Genomic DNA, 20,827 nt, shown 5'->3' with positions numbered 1-20,827 from the left:
GAGGGAAGGCATGGCCAGCGCTCCCGATATTTTCGATTACCGCCGCCGCCGCGCGCTGCGTGGCCGCTCTGCCGGTGCCCCCTCCCTCTTCCTAGAATGGATGGCGGACGATCTGGGTGAACGCCTGTCCGCGGTGTCGCGGGAGTTTCGCGATATCCTGCTGCTCGGCCCCGTCGCGCGGTTTCGAGAGAAACTGGCGCTCCCTGCCGAGGCTGCGATAAGATATGCAGCGCTGAGCGAGGCGGAAGCGCACGATGGCGCAGTGCTGTGCACCGAAGATGCGCTGCCCTTTGAACCGGCAAGCTTCGATCTCATCATATCGGCAGGCACGCTCGATAGCGTGAACGATCTGCCCGGCGCGCTTATACAGGTTCGCCGATCGCTGAAACCCGACGGCCTGTTCCTGGGAACCATGTTCGGCGCGGGCAGCCTTCCGGCGCTCAAACGCTGTATGATCGCCGCCGATGGGGACCGCACCGCCGCGCACATCCATCCGCAGATCGACGTGCGGTCCGCCGGGGACCTGCTGTCGCGCGCAGGCTTCGCGATGCCGGTGGCCGATGGCGACCGGTTGACGCTGCGCTATGGCGATCCGCTGCGCCTGATCAACGATCTGCGCGAGGCCGGCACGGGCAATGCGCTGGCGGGGCCACGCGCTTTCATCGGCAAGGCCGGCCTCGCGCGGCTGTTCGAGGCATGGGCCGGCATGGCGGAGGCCGACGGCAAACTGTCCGAGCGGTTGGAGCTGATTTCGCTGAGCGGATGGGCCCCCTCCCCCGATCAGGCCAAGCCCGCGCGCAGGGGCAGCGCCAGCGTTTCCCTGGCCGACGCGCTACGCTCTGGCGGCCAGAAAGCGGATCAGGGCGGGTAGAAGCTGCCGATCCGCCGGCGCAAGATCGAGCTCCGCGACGGTCGCAGGCGCAAACCAGCCGATTGCAGCGCCCTCTTCGCGCGGGTGCGGTGCGCCCTCCCACGCGGTGCAGGCGTAGAGCAGCAGAATCAGATTGCGCGGCTCCAGCGGTGCGTCGGCAAAGCCAACAGGAGCGATCGCGCCGGGATCAAGCGTAATGCCCAGTTCTTCTTCCAGCTCCCGTGCCAAAGCGTCGGCAGCCTTTTCACATGGCTCCACCTTGCCGCCGGGAAACTCCCAAAGTCCGCCATGCATGCGGTTTTCCGGGCGTTTCTGAAGAAGCACGCGCCCGCCGTCATCGATCAGTGTCGCTGCGACGACGGGTAGCACTGTCGGGGAAATTGCCACGTTAACCTTCCGAATTAAAAGCTTGTTTACGCCAATCGGCGAAAAGCAGCATCGCACGTGACGACATCCAGCAAATGGGGAATGCGATCGATGAAACAATGGATCCATCGTATTCTACATGAGCAGGACGGGGCCACGGCCGTCGAATACGGACTGATCGCGGCACTTGTAGTGATTGCCATGATCGGTGCGCTTTCGTCGATGAGCGGAACCACCATTCAGATGTGGAACTCCGTGAGCACTAATGTCGTGGACGCAACGAAGTAAAAGCCGCCGTTAATCTTTTCTAAGAGCTTTAGCGATAGGCTGACCGATGTTGGACCTTAGCCGTCAGGGGCAGTTCGACGGGGTGAATGAAGCGCAATGCAAGGAGACCAGACGTGAAAACCTTTTATCAGATTTTCGAAAATGAAGACGGTGCGACCGCCATCGAATATGGCCTGATCGCAGCTCTGATCGCAGTGGCCGCGATCGCCGCGATGTCGGCGCTCGGTGGCAACCTCACCAACACCTTCAACAAGGTGAACAATTCGCTGAGCAACGCCAACAGCAAGTAAGCGTTCGCAGCTTGAATTTAAAAGGGCGGCGGCACGGAATGGTGCCGCCGCCCTTTTCTTTGTACATTTCCCGTCTTGCTGAAATCAGTAGACGACGATCTTGTACTGCTGCCCCGCCTGCAGGCCCGCATTGCCGCTCAGGCCGTTCAGCGCCATGAAGCGCTCGGTCTGCAGCCGGTCATAGGCCATGCGCCGTGCCAGACTGGCCACGGTATCGCCGCTCTGCGCGGTCACGATATCGATCCGCCGCGGCTTGATCCGCGCCGCCTCTGCAGAGCTCAGGCGCGACATGCTCTGGAACATGGTGCCGAACGGGTTCTGCCCGGCGGGCGTCAGCGTCACGAAGTGATAGGCGCGGCTGCCCGAAAATTCATAGGCGAAAACAGTGACGTCCACCTGCCCATTCTGGGTATTGGCCCGCGCGGTCTGATAGGCCGCCGGAATACCGTTCACGGTCGTCCGCTGAAGCTGCCCAACCTGAAGCTGCGTCTGGCCCGCTACCGAGCGGAACACGTCGCCAATATAGCTCTGCAAATTGCCGTTGAACGAGCCCATGCTGAACTGCGCCTGCCCGGTGCCGCCCTGAATGGTCACCGCCTGCGCGCCGTTCGTCATGCCGTAGCCCTGCGGCACGGAGAAGCGGAGCCCCAGCTCGGGATGCAGGAAGGTGTTGCCCTCGATCACGCCGTTTTTGGGATCGTCGCCATAAAGAATGCCGTCGATGGTCGCCAGATGCTGTGCGCGGTTGCGGATACCGCCGGGCGCATAGGTCTGCGCGATCTGCGCGGCACGCGCAACGCGGCGTGCCGGATCGGGGTGCGTGCTCGCCCATTCGGGCGTTGAACGTCCGTCTTGCCCGGACGCACGCTGATCCACCGCCGTCTGCATCGCAAGCGAGGCCAGCATGTCCGATAGCGCCATGGGATCATATCCCGCCTTCGAAAGATAACGAATGCCCAAGTCATCCGCCTGCTCTTCCTGTCCGCGCGAGTAGCTGAGCGTGTAAAGCTGCGCGACGGCGGGCGCATAGTTCTGGATAGCGCCGCCGAGCGAGCCGAGAAGGCCCGTCCGATCGCCCAGCAGGCCGCCAAGGATCTGACCGGCGACGCCGAAGAGGCCCGCTTTCGTCTGCGCGCTCTGACGCTGGCCGGAATGATCGGCGGCCACATGGCCGACTTCGTGACCCAGCACGCCGGCCATCTCCGCCTCATCATTGGCGAGCGCGACGAGCTGGCGCGTGATGTAGACATAACCGCCAGGCGTCGCGAAGGCGTTGTTGACCGGCGAATTCAGGAGCGAAATCGTGTAGGCGCTCTCGCTGTTGGCGAGGCCGGATTGGACGGCGATCTTGCGGCCGACCCGCTCAACATAATTCGCCTCGTTGCCCTGCGTGTAGAGCCCGCCAAATTCCTTGACGATTTCGCTATAGGCCTGCTGGCCCTGCTGGCGCGCCTGCGGCGTCACCGGCTTCGATTGGAACGTTTCCCCCGCGGTGAGCGGATCGTTATATCCGGCGCTGGTACAGGATGCCAAACCGAGCGCGGCAACACCTGCCGCCAATACTCCACGATTAAAACGCATCGTTTCCTCCTCTGTTGTTATTGAGGAGGTGAACGGCGCGGCGGCGGAAAACGTTCCCTAGCCGAAACGGCCTGCTGTCAGACCATTCCCATGCGCAGATATTTCTCCTGACGGCGCTCACGCAAGTCGAACGGCTTGGTGCCGTCCAGCATGTCGAGCGCGCCGAAGATCGAACTGCCGATCGTCGCGATCGCTGCCTCATGGTCGCGGTGGGCGCCGCCCAGCGGCTCCTTGATCACCTCGTCGACCACGCCGAGTTCCTTGAGATCGCCCGCCGTGATGCGCATCGCCGCAGCGGCCTCGTCCGCCTTGTCGCCGGTGCGCCACAAGATGGAAGCGCAGCCTTCGGGCGAGATCACCGAATAGACCGCATGCTCCATCATGAGGACGCGGTCCGCGGCGGCCAGCGCCACCGCGCCGCCCGAGCCGCCCTCACCCATCACCGCGGCGACCATCGGCACGCCAAGGCGCAGGCATCGCTCGGTGGAACGGGCGATCGCCTCAGCCTGGCCGCGCTCCTCGGCCTGAATGCCGGGAAACGCGCCCGCGGTGTCGATCAGGGTGACGACCGGCAGGCCGAAACGGTCGGCCAGGTCCATCAGGCGGATCGCCTTGCGATACCCCTCCGGCTTGCCCATGCCGAAATTGTGCTTGAGGCGGGACTGCGTGTCGTCGCCCTTTTCGTGGCCGATCACGACGACGCGGCGGTCTCCCTTGCGCGCGAAGCCGCCCTGGATCGCCTGATCGTCGGCAAAAGCGCGGTCGCCCGACAGCGGCACGAACTCGTCGAAGAGCCCGGCGACATAGTGCTTGAAATGCGGACGCTCGGGATGGCGCGCGACCATCGTTTTCTGCCAAGGCGTCAGCTTGCCGTAAACATTGCGCAATTGCCGATCGACTTTCTCCTGAAGCCGGCCGACTTCGGCGTCGATGTCGATCTCGCCGTCGGTCGCGCTGTCGCGGAGCGCGGCGATCCGCGTCTCCAGTTCTGCGATCGGTTTCTCGAATTCCAGATAGCTCGTCATGGCTGGCGGTTAGTCGCTGGCGCGCGGATGGTCAATCTGGCGAGGACGCTTGAGGGCCCGTCCGGCTCATCTGCGCAAGCGGATGACGCTCATTCACCAGCGCAACGAGGCGGCTGGCTTCAACATGGGTGTAAATCTGCGTGGTCGAGATGTCGGCATGGCCGAGCATGGTCTGCAACGCCCGGAGGTCCGCCCCGCCTGCCAGCAGGTGGGTTGCAAAGGCGTGGCGCAGAACATGGGGGCTTACGCGCGTAGGGTCTATTCCTGCCTTGCCCGCCAGCGCACGCACGATCTGGAACAGGCGGATGCGGCTGATATGCCCGGCAGAGGACGGGAAGAGCCAGGGCTGCCCCTCCTCCACGCACTCCCGCCAGCGCGCCGTCACCAGCCGTGCACGGTCCGACAGCGGAACCAGCCGCTCCTTACCGCCCTTGCCCTTCAGGATCAGGAAGGGCTGATCGCTCACCACCGCCCGGCGCGGCAGCGATACCAGTTCCGTGGCGCGCAGGCCCGACCCGTAGAGCAGTTCCAGGAGCGCCAGATCACGCAGCGCAGCGGCGGGCGCACCCGGTGCCTCCGCCCGTTCTTCGGCAAGCGCGAACAACCGGTCGATCTCCTCAAGGCTCAGCAGCTTCGGCAGCGGGCGCTGCAAGGCGGGCCGGGGCAGCGCGCTAGATGGGTCGTCGGCGCGCAGGCCCTCGTCCAGAAGGAAACCGTAATAATGGCGCAGCGCCGCACATTTGCGCGCCACCGTGGAGGCGGCAAGATCCCGCCATTCGCCGGCCAGCGTGCCGAGCGCATCCTCGTCGGCCAAAGCGAGCGCGCCGCCGAGCAGTTCGGACGTCTGCCTGAGATCGCTTTCATAAGCGGCGATGCTGTTGCGCGAGAGTCCGCGTTCCGCCGCCAGCATGGAAAGGAATGCGTCGATCGATCGGCGGTCTGCGCCTGTGCTGCTCGGCCGGTCCGACGCCTCAGGCACGGGTTACGGCTTCGGCGGCGATCATGCGCGCCTCGGCCTCCATCCCCACCTGCCGCAGCGCCGCGACGATATGATAAAGCTGGAAGGCGGGCATCACGCTCCAACCCGGACCCTGCAGGCCCGCCGCGGCGAGTAGCGCCACCGTGCCGGGCTCACCCCGCACCGCAGCCGCATCGATTGCGCGGCTCCAATTGTTCGCGGCGTTCAGCTGAATATCGAGCCGCTGGGCCACGTCATTCTGTTCGGCCTGCGAAAGACGCCCGAGCCCCGCCAGACCGGCGGCCAGAAGCTTCGCCTTCGCGCCGTCATTCTCGCTATAATTGCCACCGAAGCTTTCGATCGCCCCGGCATCGACGCCGAATGGCGATTGCGGCGCGCCGACGGCAAGCAGCGCCCAGCCAAGGCTGCCCTCGCCCACCTGCCCGCTCCAGCGTACCGCCTGCGTATCCAGCCCGGCGGTCATCATCGCGGCGATCAGCCGATCGGCATCCGCGGACAATTCGTCGGTGGGCCGGATCAGCGCGGAAGCGCGGGCGGTGAGCACCAGCATCGAATAGCCGACATCGCCTTCGCCCCGGCCCCAGATATCGCGCAGCGCGTCCATCCGCGTCTTCTCGGTGCGCCCGGCATAGGCGCTCTCAAGACGGGAAACGCGCGCGGCCACATCGTCGCCCACTTCATCATCGCCAAGGGCCTGCGAATACAGATCGACCATCGCGGCATTGCTGAGCGTGCCGAGCGCGGCGGCGTGATCGGACGCCTGGATGCGCGAGGCCAACGGCAGCGCGGCGGAAAGCACACGCCAACCGGCCACCTGGCGGCCATAGCCATTGTACATCGTCGATGGCGGCTCCACGCCCGTGGCGACGGCCAGGCCGTAGCGCCAGGCATTGAGGCCCTGCACCTCATCCCACTGGATGGTCACCGCCCGGCGGCCGTTGAAGCCCGCGCCGATAATCTTGGTTGCCAGCAGATAGTCGATACCGCTCGCCCAGCCGCGACGACGAACCTCCGTCAGCAGTGCGCTGGCGCGGCCCTGATCGCCCGCCAGCCCGGCGCAGATCGCGCGCGCCGTGCGCCATTCCTTGCTCTTCAGCGCCTGCGCAGCCGAATCGGCGATCGGGCAGAGCCCCGCCGGATCGGCCGATGCCATGAACACCGGCATCGCCACCTGATAGAGCCGATCGGTATAATCGGCATTGTCGACCTGCTCGATCAGCGTGCGGGCGCCCACGGTTTCGCCCATGCGCAGGAGCAGCCATGCGCGTGAGGCCACCCAGTCCGCGCCGTTTACATTGCGCGGCGTATCGGTGCGGCTGATCAGCGCGCGGCGCGCCATGATCGTGCCCCAGCGCGACAGCAGCGGTCCGCGCGTGCGGCGCACCAGCCCATCAAGGAACACACCGCCGGTATTGCCGAAGGCGTTCGCGGCGAGGCCACCTTCCGCCTCGGTCAGGAAACCGATCTGGCCGAGCGAGCGGCGCTCTGCCGGGGGAACGTCGAACTTGATGACCAGCTCTTCGGCGTCCTCCACTTCCTCATCTTCGGAAGGTGCGGGCTGGCTGGGAGCGGGCGCCGCGGGCTCGAGAGGTTGAGCGGATGGCGGCGGCGGAGCCGGAGGTGGCGGCGGCAGCGGTGTGCCGGACTGCGCCGGGCGGCTGGGGGCCGGTGGTGCGGGTGTTGCCGGTGTCGGCGCGGGCGGCGGTGGAGGTGATCCGAAGCCCGGCGGAAGCAGCGATTCCGGCCCCTGTTGCTGTCCGACGGCAGGCACCGTCGAAAGCGCGATCGCGCCCATGCCGGTCGCCGTGACCAGGGCCGTCCAGAGCGCCGCTTTCCGCATGGATCAGCCGGCGGGCTGCGCGGGCGTCACCGGTTCGGTGATCGTGGTAACCGGCTGCTCGCCGCCCATCGACCAGAACCAGACCAGGATCCCGATCACGACCAGCACCGCAAGGATTGCGAGGAGTTTTGCGCGGCCGGCGGCGCGTTCGCGTCTGCTTCGATATTGCATAATGATCCCAAAAAGCTTTGCCGTGCGCCTAGCCGATCTATAGCCGGAACCGCAATGCTTTCGAAGAACGCCTCTCTCCCCTCCGGCCTTGCCCGTGGATCGCTGGCCACGGATCGCCGCCCGATCGTGCTGGTCGGCATGATGGGTGTGGGCAAGTCCACCATCGGCCGGCGGCTCGCCAACCGAATCGGCTATGCCTTCGCCGATGCCGACGAGGAGATCGAGGAAGCGGCCAATATGAGCGTCTCCGAAATCTTCGCTCAATTCGGCGAACCCTATTTTCGGGACGGCGAGCGGCGCGTGATCGCGCGCCTGATCGAGCGGGAGCGAATCGTCATCGCCACCGGCGGCGGGGCTTTTTGCCAGGAAGAAACGCGCGATCTGATCCTGAATCAGGCGATCTCCATCTGGCTCGATGCGCCCATCGCCACGCTGGTGGAACGAGTCGCGCGGCGCGACACCCGGCCCCTATTGAAAGACCGCGACCCCGAATCCGTGCTGACCGAACTGATGGCCGAACGCCGTGCCCATTATGCCCGCGCTTCGCTGCGCATCGCCAGCGACAACGGCCCGCATGAGCGCACGGTCAACGCCATCCTGAAAGCCCTTCCCTCATGACCCGCGTCCCCGTCGATCTTGCCGGTGCCCCTTATGACATCCTGGTCGCGCCGGGTGCGTTCGGGCAGATTGCGGAGCATTTGCGAGGATTTGCGCGCGCGGGCCGGCTGCTCGGCGTCACCGATGAGGGCGTGGCCGCACATTGGCTGGAGCCGTTGCGGGAGCAGCTTTCCGATGCCGGTATCGTTCTGGAAGCCTTTATCGTGCCGCAGGGCGAGCAAGCGAAGAGCTGGAACTGGCTCGAGCAGCTGACCGACTGGCTACTGGATCGGGGGGTAGAGCGCGGCGATCATATCTTGGCGCTCGGCGGCGGGGTCGTGGGTGATCTCACCGGCTTTGCGGCCGCGATCGCCAAGCGCGGCTGCGGCTTTGTGCAGATCCCGACAACGCTTCTTGCGCAGGTGGACAGCAGCGTGGGCGGCAAAACCGCGATCAACACCGGCGCAGGCAAGAACCTCGTCGGCGCCTTCCATCAGCCCGGCTTCGTCCTGATCGATCCGGAACTTCTCGCCACCCTCCCGCAGCGCCAGCTTGCGGCGGGCTGGGCCGAGGTGGTGAAATATGGCCTGATCGACGATCCCGAGTTCTTTGCCTGGTGCGAGGCGAACCGGGCGGATTTCTTCGCCGGCGACCTTGCGGTGCGGTCCGAGGCGATCGAGCGTTCGGTGCGGTCCAAGGCGCGCATCGTCGCCGCGGACGAGCGCGAGATGACGGGCACGCGCGCACTCCTCAATCTCGGCCACACCTTCGGCCATGCCCTGGAGGCCGAAACCGGCTTCTCCGACCGCCTGTTTCACGGCGAAGGTGTAGCCTGCGGCATGGCGCTCGCCTTTCGCTATTCGGTTCGCCGGGAGAAATGTCCCCCCGAGGACGCCGAGCGCGCCGCCGCCCTGCTTTCGGCCAGCGGCCTTCCCGTCACGCTGGCCCAGGCGGGCGTCCACTGCGACGGTACACGGCTGGTCGATCACATGCGCCACGACAAGAAGATGGCCGGCGGCACCCTGCCATTCCTGCTGGCGCGCGGAATCGGCAAGACCTGGCTTGCAAAAGACGTCGAGCTGACGGACGTCACCGCGTTTCTGGACGAAGAGCGCGCCTTCTAAAAACCCCGCTCACTCGGTGGCGAGCGGGTCGAAATCCTCTGAGTCTTCGCCGCCGAAGCTCATGCTCGATCCGGCATGCAGGTCGCCGGCTTCGCGCTGCAGCCGCATCCGCTCCAGATCGCGGCGGCGATATTCGTCGACCACGCGCTCGATCTTCGCTTCGTCGCAGTCCAGCGCCTCCAATGTATCGCGGGCCAAGCAAATTGCCGACTCGAGCACTTCGCGCCGGATTTTGACGCCCTTCGCGGGCTGCAGCGCCAATGATTGACGCCGATCATAAGCGCGCACGAAGAGCTTGGTCTTCGGAAAGGTCTCCTGAATCGGGACCAGCGCATCGGCATCCAACCCCCGGTCGTCCATGCAGAACAGGATCGCGCTGGCTTCCGCCGCGCCCGCACGCCGCAACAGATCGACGCGCGTGCCGTCTCCATAGAACACCTTACGCCCGAACTCGTTCGACAGGTTGATGACGTCCGGCTTGATATCGATCAGCGTCACCTCCCGGCCCGAAGCCTGGATGATTTGCGACGTGGTCTGCCCGAAGCGGCCATGGCCTACGACGATGACCGAGGTGACGGGCGAGGCTTCGGGATCGTCGAGTTCCGCCTCGCTCTCGGTCCGGCGCCGCGCGAGACGACCGGCGATCAGCATCAGAAAGGGCGTCGTCGCCATCGACAGCGTTACGACAGCGCCGAACAGGCTGGATGCCGCTGGATCGATCAGCAGCGCCCCTTCCGCCGCGCTGAACAGCACGAAGCCGAATTCGCCGCCCTGGCTCAGCAGCAGCGCCATGATCACGGCGGGCGAATTGTCTAGCCCGAACAGCCGTGCGAGGGTGTAGATCACGACAGCCTTGACCGCGACGAGCGCGGCGGCGAGGCCGATGATCAGCAGCGGATTGGCGGCCACGACGCCCAAGTCCAGCATCATACCGACGGCCAGGAAGAACAGGCCGAGCAGGATGGAACGGAACGGATCGACATCCGCCTCCAGCTCATGCCGGTAAGGCGATTCGGCCAGCATCACGCCCGCGATGAACGCGCCGAGCGCGGGCGACAGGCCCAGATATTCCATTAGAGCCGCGCTGGCGCAGACCGCGAACAATCCCACGATCACGAACAACTCGCGCTCCGATACGCGCCCGACCAAAGCCAGCAGCGGATTGAGCACATATTTGCCCGCCGCAATCAGCACCGCAATGCCGATCGCCGCATTCAGCACCAACTGGAAGCCCTGCGGCGTTCCCGCTTCCACCGGCGCGCGCGACAGCGCGGCGACGATCGTGAGCAAGGGCACGATCGACAGATCCTGAAACAGCAGGATGGAAAAGCTCTTCTGGCCGAACTCTGTCTTCAGGCGGCCTTGCGATTGCAAAAGTGGCAAAACCTGCGCGGTGGAACTGAGACCGAGCGGCAGGCCGATCACCAGCGCCGCCTGCCAGGTGAAGCCCATGAGCGCCAGAATCAACGCGAACAGGGCAAGGCCGCACAGCACCACCTGCGCCGCTCCCAGTGCGAAGATATCCCGCCGCATGCGCCAGAGGCGGCTGGGCGACAGTTCAAGGCCGACGAGGAATAGCAGGAGGATAATGCCGATTTCGGCAAAGCCCAGGATCGTATTCGCATCGCCGACGAGGCCGAGCACCTGCGGCCCAATCAATATGCCGCCGACCAGATAACCGAGCACGGCGCCAAGGCCGAGGCGGCGGAAAAGCAGGACGAAGACCAGCGCCGCGCCGAGCAGGAAGACACCGCTCAACATGGCATCACCGGCCATATGATGTTCGTTCATGCGGCGGTTTCCGATTGATCGAGGGCCGCCAGCAGCGCGTCCCAGGGAAGCAGGATGGCGGGGTGCCGCGCGGGATAGTCGCGCGCCGGCGTCAGCAGCGCTGCATCGGCGAACGCAGGAACATCGCCCGTGCCGGCCAGATGATCCGCCCAGGCATCGCGCGCGGCGGAGACGGCGGCGCGGTCCATGCCCGCCGCGTCGCGCAGCAGCATCGCCGCCGAAGCTTGACCCAAAGCGCAGGAGGCAATGTCCGCGCTCAGCTGCTCGATGCGTCCCTGCCCGTCACGCTTCACCCAGAGCGTCACGCGGCTGCCGCAGGTTGGCGAGCGACGCTCCGCATGGCTGGCGGGCGGCGGCAGAGCCGCGCCCTCTTCCAGCGATGCGGCGAGGCGCAGGATATCGCGATTGTAGAGAGCGCTCGCGCTCATTCCGGGACCTCGCTGTCGCGGGTGGGCCGCGGCACATATTCGCTCAGCGCTGCGCCGGTGGCGTTCATCAGCGGATAGGTGCGCGAACGGGTGAGCCAATCGGGCCGCGTGGCGCCGACGCCCATGAACGTCTCGAAGAGGAAAATGAGGAGCAGGAACATCAAGGCCGCCAGGATCAGACCCTTCACCGCGCCGAAACCGAAGCCGAGCACCCGGTCGACCGGGCCGAGCGTCGATTTGCGCATACGCTTGCCCATGGCGCGCGCAATCCCTTTGCCGCCCGCATAAACGACAATCACGAGCACTACGAACGCCAGCGTCGCCGCGCCCGCCTCCGTGCCGATCGGTTCGATCAGATAACCGGTGAGCGGTGCATGCAGGAACCGCACCGCGAAGATAATCGCGACCCAGGCGATCAGTGAGATCACCTCCTGCACGAAGCCCCGCAAGAACCCCAGCACGGCTCCGCCGCCGAGCAGCACAAGCACAATGATGTCGAAAGCGGTCATGGCGTGCCGATTAGGCGATTTTACGGAGCGGGGGAAGCGCCGCAAACCCTGAAAAGGCCGCGGCGCGCCAGATTCCCTAGCCGAGCATATGCGCCACCAGCTTGCCCAAGGTTGCAAAGCCCGAAAGCTTCAGCCCCTGCCCCTTATCCTTGAGCGAAGCGGGCACCATGGCCTCATCGAAACCCAGTTTTGCCGCCTCGCGCAGGCGCAGCGCCCCATGCGCGACGGGGCGCAGTTCACCCGAAAGCGAGACTTCGCCGAACAGCACCGCACCACCCGGCAATGGCCTCTCGGACAGCGCGGACACTAGCGCCGCGGCCACTGCAAGGTCCGCTGCCGGATCGGAAATACGGTATCCGCCCGCGATATTAAGATAGACCTCAGCGGTGGAAAAGCTGAGGCCGCAGCGCGCTTCCAGCACAGCCAGGATCATTGCGAGCCGCCCGCTGTCCCATCCCACCACGGACCGGCGCGGGGTCGCGCCGCTCGACAGGCGGACGGTGAGCGCCTGAATTTCGACAAGCACGGGCCGTGTGCCTTCCAGCGCCGGAAATACGGTGGCGCCGGTCAGCGCCTCGCTGCGGTCCGTCAGAAACAGCGCGCTGGGGTTCGCGACCTCGCTCAAGCCCTCTTCCTCCATCGCGAAAACGCCGATCTCGTCCGTGCCGCCGAAGCGGTTCTTGATGGCGCGCAGGATGCGGTACTGGTGGCTGCGCTCCCCTTCGAAGCTCAGCACGCAATCGACCATATGTTCGAGCACGCGGGGGCCGGCGATATTGCCGTCCTTGGTGACATGACCGACCAGGAACAGCGCGGTGCCGCGCGTCTTGGCGAAGCGGATCAGCTCCTGCGCGCTGGCCCGAACCTGACTGACCGTGCCCGGCGCGCCTTCGATCAGATCCGAATGCATGGTCTGGATCGAATCGATGATGAGCAGCGCGGGCGGTTCGCCCTCGCCCAGCGTCGTCAGAATATCGCGCACCGAGGTGGCCGAGGCGAGCTGCACCGGCGCCTTGCCAAGCCCCAGCCGCCGCGCGCGCAGGCGCACCTGATCCGCCGCTTCCTCGCCGGAAATATAGGCGACCGAAAGGCCGGAATAAGCGAGCCGCGCCGCCGCCTGCAGCAGCAGCGTCGATTTGCCGATGCCGGGGTCTCCGCCCAAAAGCACCGCGGATCCGGCCACGATCCCGCCGCCAAGCGCCAGATCGAATTCCGCGATCCCCGTGCTGACACGCGCGGGCAGCGGTACATCGCTATCGAGCGGAGACAGGTCCACCCGCCGCCCGCCGCGCTGCAGATCGTGCTTTTGCGCGAACACCGTCTCGCCCGCTTCCTCGACGAGGCTGTTCCATTCCTTGCAATCGGGGCACTGCCCCTGCCAGCGCGGCTGAACCGAGCCGCAGGCCTGGCAGACATATCGTTTCTTGGGTTTGGCCATGGCGGCTGCCTAAACGGTCCAATCAGCTTTGCACAGGATGGCCATCGAACCGCTTGGCATCATCGCAAATCTCATACCAATCCGGCTTGTCGGCCACGAACTCATGGAAACGATTTCGAACCCGCGGATCGTCGTCGAACGTCTGCGCATTAACCGGAAAGCTCTCCGCCTCGGACAGAATTTCGCCCAGCGCCGTTCCGCATTTCCCGCAAAAGCATCGGCGATATCGGTAGCCTGTCTCCGGCTCATAGAGCGAGATCGCGTCGCGCCCCGCGCTCAGCGAAAAATCCGCCCGTTTGACAAAGACGAATGTCGATGCTCCCGACTTACGGCACCGGGAGCAATGGCATGTTCCCATCATCGACGGCTCACCAGCCAGCGTGAACCTCACAGCACCGCAACAACAACTGCCTTCGATCATTCCACCGCCCCCATTGGAACATATGCAGAACGATGGACGGACCGAGACACCGTGTCAATCCAATAACGAGGTTGAGCCTTCCTCACCTTCTCCCCGCTTGCCCCCTTCCCCCGCTTTCCCTAATCCTTTGTCCATGCGGGAGAAGGAACTGCGTCTGGCGCTCATCTGCTACGGCGGGGTCAGCCTGGCGATTTACATGCACGGCAGTCTGAAGGAGGTCTGGCGCCTCCTGCGCGCCAGCCGGTCGCATACCGACGGGGTGCACGAGGCCGAAGGGGTTGAGCGGGTCTATCGCGATCTTCTGCTGGCGATCGAGGAAAAGGCGGGGCTGCGCCTGCGCATCCTGACGGACATCATCGCCGGGGCCAGCGCGGGCGGGATCAACGGCATTTTTCTGGCAGAGGCGATCGTCACCGGCCGCTCGCTCGATCCGCTCACCGATATGTGGCTGGAGGTGGCCGATGTTGACCGGCTGCTCTCGCAGGACGCACGGCCCGTCAACCGCTTCTCGAAGATCTGGGCCGAACCGGTGGCCTGGGGCTTGTTGCGCAAGAAGGCCGCGGCGATCGAGAAGACCGTTTCGGCCGAGGCGCGCGCGGAGATTTCCGCCAAACTCTCCCGCTTCGTGCGCGCGCGCTGGTTCGCGCCGCCCTTCGGCGGGCATGAGTTCACGCATCTTCTGTTCGATGCCCATGCAGCGATGAGCGCGACGAGCACCGGCCCACGCCTGCTGCCCGCGAGCCAGCCGCTCGACCTGTTCGTTACCGTCACCGATTTCTACGGCCATCGCGAAAATCTGAAGATCAACAGCCCGGATGAAGTGACCGAGACCGAACACCGGCTCACCATCTCGTTCGATAGCCGCAAGGGCCGCGACATGAGCTTGGGGCCCGCCGCCGAGCTGGTCTTCGCCGCGCGCGCCACCGCCAGCTTTCCCGGTGCCTTCCCGGCCTTCACGACGCGCGAGATCGATACCGTGCTGGCGCAGCGGAAGATGGAGTGGAAGGGGCGCGACACGTTTCTGGAACGCATCCTGCCCAAGCAGTTCGCCGCGGGCCGGGCGGAGGATACGCCGCTGGTCGACGGTTCGGTGCTCGCCAATGCCCCGTTCGCGCAGGCGGCCAGCGCGCTGAGGAACCGTCCGGCCCGGCGCGAGGTGGACCGGCGCTTCGTCTATATCGACCCCATCCCCGATGTATATCTGACCGGCGAGGTCCGCGACGAGGCGAAGGAGGCCGCGCGCAGCGGCGTGCCGGGCTGGTTCACCACCATCCTGGGTGCCAGCTCCAGCATTCCACGCGAACAGCCGATCCGCGACAGTTTGGAGGCGATCGAGCGCCGATCGGACAGGATCGAGCGGATGCGCACCATAGCGCGCAGCCTGCGCACCGATATCGAACGATCGGTCGAAACCATGTTCGGACGCACCTTCTTCCTGTCGCGCCCGACTCCGCGACGCCTCGCCAGCTGGCGCGACAGGGCGCTGGAGCGGGCGGCCAATTCCGCCGGGTATAGCTATGCCGCTTATGGCTATCTGAAATTGAACGGCATCGTCGACGATATCGTCGCAACGCTGCGCCGCACTTGTCCGGATGCGGATGTCAGCTTCTTCTCCGACGTGCGCCGCGCTTTGCACCGCGAACTCGACCAGCGCGGGCTCGGTCATATGTCCGATGCCAAGAAAATGAATGCCAATCCGGAAGCGATCGCGTTTTTCCGGTCGCACGATCTGCGTTTCCGCATCCGGCGAGCAAGGTATCTGGCGCGCCACTTCAGCGAAGAGGTAGAGATGCCTGCGCTTGCCGGACGCGATGCGCTGGACGCCATGGAAGAAGCCATTTTCGACGGGCTCGCCCTCTATCTCGACCGCGAAACGAGCGATTTTCTGGGCGACGATTTCGCGGAGGTGGCGGAAGCCGCCGCGCAGGACCCCGCCGCGCTGCTCGACGAATTGGCGCGGCGGCGCGATCTTCCTGCGGTGGACGAAGAGGCCGAAACGCTGTTCATCCGCGGGCTGGAGAAGCTGCCGGCCGAAGCCCAGCGCAGCATGCTCCTCGCCTATCTGGGCTTTCCGCTGCTCGATATCGCCACCTTGCCGCTGCTGGAAGGCGAAGGCCTCGGTGAGTTCGATCCGATCAAGGTGGATCGCATCGCGCCAGACGATTCCTCCACACTGCGCCAGGGCGGCACCCGCGCCAAGCTGAAGGGTATCGAGTTCAACCTGTTCGGTGCGTTCTTCAGCCGCGCCTACCGCGAGAACGATTATCTATGGGGTCGCCTGGACAGCGCCGAACGGATGATCGATATCGTGCTGAGCTCGATCGCGGTCGGCGACCGTCCGAGCTTCGACGAAATTCGCGGCTTTAAAAAGCGGGCCTTCGCCGCTGTGCTGGACGAGGAGGAGGCGCGGCTGACGAGCGTCAAGCCGTTGATCGCATCGCTGCGCGAGGAGTTGGAGCGGATCGATTGATCGCTTCCTCTCCCACCGGGAGAGGTAGCGAAGCTAGGTGAGGGCAAGCTGCAGATCGCCCTCACCGACTGCGACTAGGCTGCTGCGCAGCCAAGTCTCGTAGCCTCTCCCAAGGGGAGAGGCCCTTCACTCTGCGAACATAGTGCGAAGTTTGCCGAAAAAGCCCTGCGATTCCGGGCATTCCTCGCCGGTTTCGGTCTCGCGAAATTCGCGCAGGATTTCCTTCTGGCGCGAGGAGAGCTTGGTGGGCGTTTCCACCGCGATTTCTACCACCAGATCGCCGTGCCCGCGGCCCTGCAGCACCGGCATGCCCGCGCCGCGCTTGCGCAGCTGCTTGCCGGACTGGATGCCGTCGGGAATGCGGATCGAATGTTGTTCGCCATCGAGGCCGGGCAGATCGATCGAACCGCCGAGCGCGGCGGTCGTAAAGCTGACCGGCACCCGTGCGAATAGCGTGGTGCCCTCACGCTGGAAGATCGCATGCTGGCGCACATGGACGAAGATATAAAGATCGCCATGCGCCGCGCCGTTCGGCCCCGCCTCGCCCTTGCCAGACAGGCGGATCCGCGTGCCGTTGTCGACGCCGGGCGGGATCGACACGTCGAGCGTTTTGGCAACGTCCACGCGCCCTTCCCCTCGGCAACTGCGGCAAGGCGTTTCGATCACCTGCCCGCGGCCCTGGCAATTGGGACAGGTCCGCTCGACCACGAAGAAGCCCTGCTGCGCGCGCACCTTGCCGTGCCCGTTGCACAGATTGCAGCCGCGCATTTCCGTGCCGGGCGCTGCGCCCGTGCCGGAGCAATCCTCGCAATGTTCGGAAACTTCGATCTGAACCTGGGTTTCGTGGCCATGATAGGCTTCTTCCAGGCTGATCTCGATATCGTAGCGAAGGTCCGCGCCGCGCGCCGGCCCGCGCCGTCCGCGCGCACCGCCGCCACCAAAGGCATCTCCGAACATGCTTTCGAAAATATCGGCGAAATCGCCGAACCCTTGCGCGCCCGCACCGGCATGTCCGCCGCCGCCCTGCGCGGCATTGGTATAGGCCTCATGCCCATAGCGGTCATAGGCCGCGCGCTTCTGCGGATCCTTCAGGCATTCATAGGCCTCGCTGCACGCCTTGAACCGCGCCTCTGCTTCCGCATCGCCCGGATTGCGATCGGGGTGATGCTGCATGGCAAGCTTGCGATAGGCAGACTTGATTGTCGCGCCGTCGGCAGTCTTCGAGACGCCGAGCCGCTCATAATAATCGACGGTGGTGGTCATGAAATGGCCCCAGCCTCAAATTCGGTAAACGTAAATAGCCGAAGCCCTGAGCCTGTCGAAGGGCGTCTCTCGATCGAGACGCGTCCTTCGACAAGCTCAGGACTACGGTGCTTGGTCATCGGGCTGCTGATCAGCCCTTCGTGTCTTCGTCGACCTCGGAGAATTCTGCGTCGACGACATCTTCGTCGCCGCCGGCTGCTTCACCGGTTGCCGCGCCGGCATCGGATGCCGCGTCGCCGCCTTCGGCCTGCTGCTTCTCGTAGATCGCCTGACCCATCTTCATCGCGGCCTGCGCCAGCGCTTCGGACTTGGTCTTCATGGCATCCGGATCGCCGCCTTCGATCGCTGTCTTGGTCTCGGCAATCAGGCCTTCGATTTCGCTCTTCAGCGAAGCGTCGACCTTGTCGCCATTTTCCTCGAGCTGCTTCTCGGTGGTGTGGACAAGGCTTTCGGCGTTGTTCTTCGCCTCGGCACCTTCACGGCGCTTCTTGTCCTCTTCGGCGAACTTCTCGGCGTCCTGAACCATCTGATCGATATCCGCGTCGGACAGACCGCCCGATGCCTGGATCTTGATCTGCTGTTCCTTGCCCGTGCCCTTGTCCTTGGCGGACACGTTCACGATGCCGTTGGCGTCGATATCGAACGTCACCTCGATCTGCGGAACGCCGCGCGGTGCCGGCGGAATGCCGACGAGATCGAACTGGCCGAGCATCTTGTTGTCGGCCGCCATCTCACGCTCACCCTGGAAGACCCGGATCGTCACCGCGTTCTGATTGTCATCGGCGGTAGAATAGACCTGGCTCTTCTTGGTCGGGATCGTGGTGTTGCGATCGATCATGCGGGTGAACACGCCGCCCAGCGTTTCGATGCCCAGCGACAGCGGGGTAACGTCGAGCAGGAGCACGTCCTTCACATCCCCCTGCAGCACGCCGGCCTGGATCGCCGCGCCCATGGCAACGACTTCGTCCGGATTCACGCCGGTGTGCGGTTCCTTGCCGAAGAAATCTTCGACCACCTTGCGCACCTTGGGCATGCGGGTCATGCCGCCGACCATCACGACTTCATCGATGCCGCCCTTGTCGACACCGGCGTCCTTCAGCGCCTTCTTGCACGGCTCCAGCGTGCGCTGGATCAGATCGTCGACCATCTTTTCGAGGTCCGAACGGCTAATCGTCTTCACGAGGTGCTTCGGACCGTTCTGGTCCGCGGTGATGAAGGGCAGGTTCACTTCGGTGGTCTGCGCGCTGGAAAGCTCGATCTTGGCTTTCTCGGCGGCTTCCTTGAGGCGCTGCAGCGCCAGCTTGTCGCCGCGAAGATCGATGCCTTCGGCCTTCTTGAACTCGTCCGCGAGAAATTCGACGACCTTGGAGTCGAAGTCTTCGCCGCCCAGGAAAGTGTCGCCGTTCGTCGACTTCACCTCGAACACGCCGTCGCCGACTTCCAGGATGGAAATGTCGAACGTACCGCCGCCAAGGTCATAGACCGCGATGGTCTTGTTCTCTTCCTTGTCGAGGCCATAGGCCAGCGCGGCCGCAGTCGGCTCGTTGATGATGCGCAGAACTTCCAGCCCTGCAATCTTGCCGGCGTCCTTGGTCGCCTGGCGCTGGGCGTCGTTGAAGTACGCGGGCACGGTGATGACGGCCTGCTCCACCTTTTCGCCCAGATAGCTCTCGGCAGTTTCCTTCATCTTCTGCAGGATGAAGGCGGACACCTGGCTGGGGCTGTACTTTTCGCCGCCCGCTTCGACCCAGGCATCGCCGTTCGGACCCTTGACGATGTCATAGGGGACCAGCTCCATGTCCTTCTTGGTCAGCGGATCGTCGAACCGGCGGCCGATCAGGCGCTTGATCGCGAACAGCGTCTTGTCCGGGTTGGTGACGGCCTGGCGCTTGGCAGGCTGGCCGACGAGACGTTCATTATCCTTGGCGAATGCCACGATCGACGGCGTCGTGCGCGCGCCTTCCGCATTCTCGATCACCTTGGGCTTGCCGCCGTCCATTACAGCAACGCAGCTATTCGTCGTGCCCAGGTCAATACCGATTACTTTTGCCATTTCTTTCCCTCGAAAACTTCGACAGTTGGTTTCATTCGATCCGACCCGTTACGGCATCGAACCGATCCGAATATGTGGGCGATATAGGTGCCAAATCGCTTGGCACAAGGCGGGCGCGCCATTAGGTTTTGCGAGGACCGCACTCGTCCCGAAACATGCCATTTGCCCTAAGGATATTTCCATGCTGCGCCGCGCCGTCACCGCCTTTGCCCCCCTCGCCGCGCTGATGGCGCTCGCTTCCTGCGGACAGGGGCCCGTGCTCGCGGTGAACGATGCCTATGTGCGGCTCAACCCCAATGATCAGGCGCCCAGCGCGCTCTATTTCACGGTCAGCGGCGGGCCGGAACCGACCACGCTGGAAGACGTGCTGAGCCCGTCTGCGGTGCGCCTTTCGATGCATGAAACGGTGCGCGATCCCCAGACGAACGTCACCAAGATGGAGCCTATCCTGCGCGTGCCGATCCCCGCCAAGACGGATGTCGAATTCAAGCCCGGCGGCAAGCATGTGATGGTCTATGGCGTGAACCTGCCCGCCCGCCGCCTGCACGAGATGGATTTCACCTTCGTCTTCGGCAATGGGGAGCGGATCGCGGTAACCGCGCCGATCCAGGAGATGGACGGAAAGGCGGCCAGCGGAATGAATGCGATGGATCACGGCAATATGGACATGGGCAGCACCACGCCGGACACGCAGCCATTGCCGACGCCGGACGGCACGCCGCGGCCGGTGCAGACGCAGACCCCAGCGGCGCAATAAGCGGCAAGGCTTGTTCGGTCCCCATCCCTCCGGCCGTCCGCTGACGGATGGGGAGCGCGCGCTCTGCCGCTCGGTCTTCGGCGATGCGATCGACTATGATCCGGTGCGCGTCCATCACCGCAAGTGGTTTCCATTTCAGCCCCGCAATACGACGATGGCGCCGGACGGCCATCTCTGGTTTCATCCCGGCGCGGCGCTGTTCTGCGACGATTTCTGCGAAAGCGCCCTACACCGGCAGGGCCTCTTCATCCATGAAATGACGCATGTCTGGCAGCACCAGCAGGGCATCTGCTTGCCGCTCAAGCGCCACCTCTTCTGCCGCTATGATTACAGCCTGAAACCGGGCTGGACGCTGAAGCGCTACGGCCTGGAACAACAGGCCGAGATCGTGCGCCACATCTTCCTGCTGCGCGCAGGACAAAAGGTGCCGGGTGCCCCGCCGTTGACGCAATATGACGGGATACTGCCGTTCCGCAGCGGCTGAACCGGACGTCCGCCGCGTTTCGGAATCGAAAAGGGCGCGCTGCGGGTAGCAGCACGCCCCTTTAAAAAGCGTCGGTTCGCT

The 20,827-nt window shown here is 64.7% G+C and carries 21 protein-coding genes; 8 read left to right on the top strand and 13 right to left on the bottom strand.

Annotated elements, in window-relative coordinates; genetic code table 11:
• Positions 1-10 precede the first annotated feature (10 nt).
• Entirely contained in the window at positions 11-871 is an 861-nt protein-coding gene (locus H7X45_RS01800) for a methyltransferase domain-containing protein (RefSeq protein WP_187335868.1), read from the top strand.
• On the opposite strand, the gene H7X45_RS01795 is transcribed toward H7X45_RS01800, so the two are convergent.
• On the bottom strand, positions 833-1,258 hold the full coding sequence (locus H7X45_RS01795) for a (deoxy)nucleoside triphosphate pyrophosphohydrolase (RefSeq protein ID WP_246449564.1): 426 nt from the start codon (positions 1,256-1,258) through the stop codon (positions 833-835). The two genes, H7X45_RS01800 and H7X45_RS01795, sit on opposite strands and share 39 nt — an antisense overlap.
• Before the next feature lie 57 nt (positions 1,259-1,315).
• Between H7X45_RS01795 and H7X45_RS01790 the strand changes: the two genes are divergently transcribed.
• Both H7X45_RS01790 and H7X45_RS01785 read left to right on the top strand, forming a co-directional pair.
• On the top strand, positions 1,316-1,525 hold the full coding sequence (locus tag H7X45_RS01790; protein ID WP_343061101.1) for a Flp family type IVb pilin: 210 nt from the start codon (positions 1,316-1,318) through the stop codon (positions 1,523-1,525).
• 113 nt (positions 1,526-1,638) lie between these two features.
• Positions 1,639-1,815, top strand: a complete 177-nt coding sequence (locus tag H7X45_RS01785) for a Flp family type IVb pilin (protein WP_187335865.1) — start codon at positions 1,639-1,641, stop codon at positions 1,813-1,815.
• A gap of 84 nt (positions 1,816-1,899) precedes the next feature.
• Here the strand turns inward: H7X45_RS01785 and H7X45_RS01780 are convergent, their stop codons facing one another.
• The 5 genes from H7X45_RS01780 to H7X45_RS01760 form a co-directional block, all read right to left on the bottom strand.
• Positions 1,900-3,396: a M48 family metalloprotease gene (locus tag H7X45_RS01780; RefSeq protein ID WP_187335864.1), complete on the bottom strand. Its 1,497-nt coding sequence runs from the start codon at positions 3,394-3,396 to the stop codon at positions 1,900-1,902.
• Positions 3,397-3,473: 77 nt separating this feature from the next.
• Entirely contained in the window at positions 3,474-4,421 is a 948-nt protein-coding gene (locus tag H7X45_RS01775) for an acetyl-CoA carboxylase carboxyltransferase subunit alpha (RefSeq protein ID WP_187335863.1), read from the bottom strand.
• 31 nt (positions 4,422-4,452) lie between these two features.
• Entirely contained in the window at positions 4,453-5,331 is an 879-nt protein-coding gene (locus H7X45_RS01770; RefSeq protein WP_187336932.1) for a tyrosine-type recombinase/integrase, read from the bottom strand.
• Between the two features lie 61 nt (positions 5,332-5,392).
• Positions 5,393-7,240, bottom strand: a complete 1,848-nt coding sequence (locus H7X45_RS01765) for a hypothetical protein (protein ID WP_187335862.1) — start codon at positions 7,238-7,240, stop codon at positions 5,393-5,395.
• 3 nt (positions 7,241-7,243) lie between these two features.
• On the bottom strand, positions 7,244-7,411 hold the full coding sequence (locus tag H7X45_RS01760; RefSeq protein ID WP_187335861.1) for a hypothetical protein: 168 nt from the start codon (positions 7,409-7,411) through the stop codon (positions 7,244-7,246).
• 54 nt (positions 7,412-7,465) lie between these two features.
• On the opposite strand from H7X45_RS01760, the gene H7X45_RS01755 reads away from it, so the two are divergent.
• Positions 7,466-8,029 carry a shikimate kinase gene (locus H7X45_RS01755; protein WP_187335860.1) on the top strand — a complete coding sequence of 188 codons (564 nt, stop codon included), beginning with the start codon at positions 7,466-7,468 and terminating at the stop codon, positions 8,027-8,029.
• Positions 8,026-9,132, top strand: coding sequence for a 3-dehydroquinate synthase (aroB, locus tag H7X45_RS01750; RefSeq protein ID WP_187335859.1), 1,107 nt, complete (start codon positions 8,026-8,028; stop codon positions 9,130-9,132). Before H7X45_RS01755 ends, aroB begins: the two co-directional genes overlap by 4 nt.
• Positions 9,133-9,141: 9 nt before the next feature.
• Here the strand turns inward: aroB and H7X45_RS01745 are convergent, their stop codons facing one another.
• From H7X45_RS01745 to H7X45_RS01725, 5 genes are all read right to left on the bottom strand, one after another.
• On the bottom strand, positions 9,142-10,923 hold the full coding sequence (locus H7X45_RS01745; protein ID WP_187335858.1) for a monovalent cation:proton antiporter-2 (CPA2) family protein: 1,782 nt from the start codon (positions 10,921-10,923) through the stop codon (positions 9,142-9,144).
• On the bottom strand, positions 10,920-11,351 hold the full coding sequence (locus H7X45_RS01740; RefSeq protein WP_187335857.1) for an iron-sulfur cluster assembly scaffold protein: 432 nt from the start codon (positions 11,349-11,351) through the stop codon (positions 10,920-10,922). Before H7X45_RS01740 ends, H7X45_RS01745 begins: the two co-directional genes overlap by 4 nt.
• Complete coding sequence (locus tag H7X45_RS01735) at positions 11,348-11,860, bottom strand: CvpA family protein (protein ID WP_187335856.1); 513 nt, start codon at positions 11,858-11,860, stop codon at positions 11,348-11,350. The genes H7X45_RS01740 and H7X45_RS01735 overlap by 4 nt, the downstream gene beginning before the upstream one ends.
• A 76-nt stretch (positions 11,861-11,936) precedes the next feature.
• Positions 11,937-13,298 (bottom strand): DNA repair protein RadA, encoded by a 1,362-nt coding sequence (gene radA / locus H7X45_RS01730; protein WP_187335855.1) that lies wholly within the window; start codon positions 13,296-13,298, stop codon positions 11,937-11,939.
• Positions 13,299-13,320: 22 nt separating this feature from the next.
• Entirely contained in the window at positions 13,321-13,719 is a 399-nt protein-coding gene (locus H7X45_RS01725; protein WP_187335854.1) for a GFA family protein, read from the bottom strand.
• A 133-nt stretch (positions 13,720-13,852) separates the two neighbouring features.
• Between H7X45_RS01725 and H7X45_RS01720 the strand changes: the two genes are divergently transcribed.
• The gene (locus tag H7X45_RS01720; RefSeq protein WP_187335853.1) at positions 13,853-16,189 is read left to right on the top strand and encodes a patatin-like protein; all 2,337 of its coding nucleotides are present in this window, start codon (positions 13,853-13,855) and stop codon (positions 16,187-16,189) included.
• 126 nt (positions 16,190-16,315) lie between these two features.
• Here the strand turns inward: H7X45_RS01720 and dnaJ are convergent, their stop codons facing one another.
• Both dnaJ and dnaK read right to left on the bottom strand, forming a co-directional pair.
• Positions 16,316-17,452 (bottom strand): molecular chaperone DnaJ, encoded by a 1,137-nt coding sequence (dnaJ, locus tag H7X45_RS01715; protein ID WP_187335852.1) that lies wholly within the window; start codon positions 17,450-17,452, stop codon positions 16,316-16,318.
• Positions 17,453-17,582: 130 nt separating this feature from the next.
• Positions 17,583-19,505: a molecular chaperone DnaK gene (dnaK, locus tag H7X45_RS01710; protein WP_187335851.1), complete on the bottom strand. Its 1,923-nt coding sequence runs from the start codon at positions 19,503-19,505 to the stop codon at positions 17,583-17,585.
• 181 nt (positions 19,506-19,686) lie between these two features.
• Here dnaK and H7X45_RS01705 point away from each other — a divergent pair, with 181 nt between their 5' ends.
• Positions 19,687-20,262, top strand: a complete 576-nt coding sequence (locus H7X45_RS01705; RefSeq protein ID WP_187335850.1) for a copper chaperone PCu(A)C — start codon at positions 19,687-19,689, stop codon at positions 20,260-20,262.
• A 10-nt stretch (positions 20,263-20,272) separates the two neighbouring features.
• Positions 20,273-20,746 carry a vgr related protein gene (locus tag H7X45_RS01700; RefSeq protein ID WP_187335849.1) on the top strand — a complete coding sequence of 158 codons (474 nt, stop codon included), beginning with the start codon at positions 20,273-20,275 and terminating at the stop codon, positions 20,744-20,746.
• Positions 20,747-20,827: the final 81 nt, after the last annotated feature.

It is taken from the genome of Novosphingopyxis iocasae (assembly GCF_014334095.1).
Lineage (GTDB): Bacteria > Pseudomonadota > Alphaproteobacteria > Sphingomonadales > Sphingomonadaceae > Novosphingopyxis > Novosphingopyxis iocasae.
Note: the sequence above shows the minus strand (reverse complement) of the source record. Positions and strands in the feature narration are given on the sequence as shown.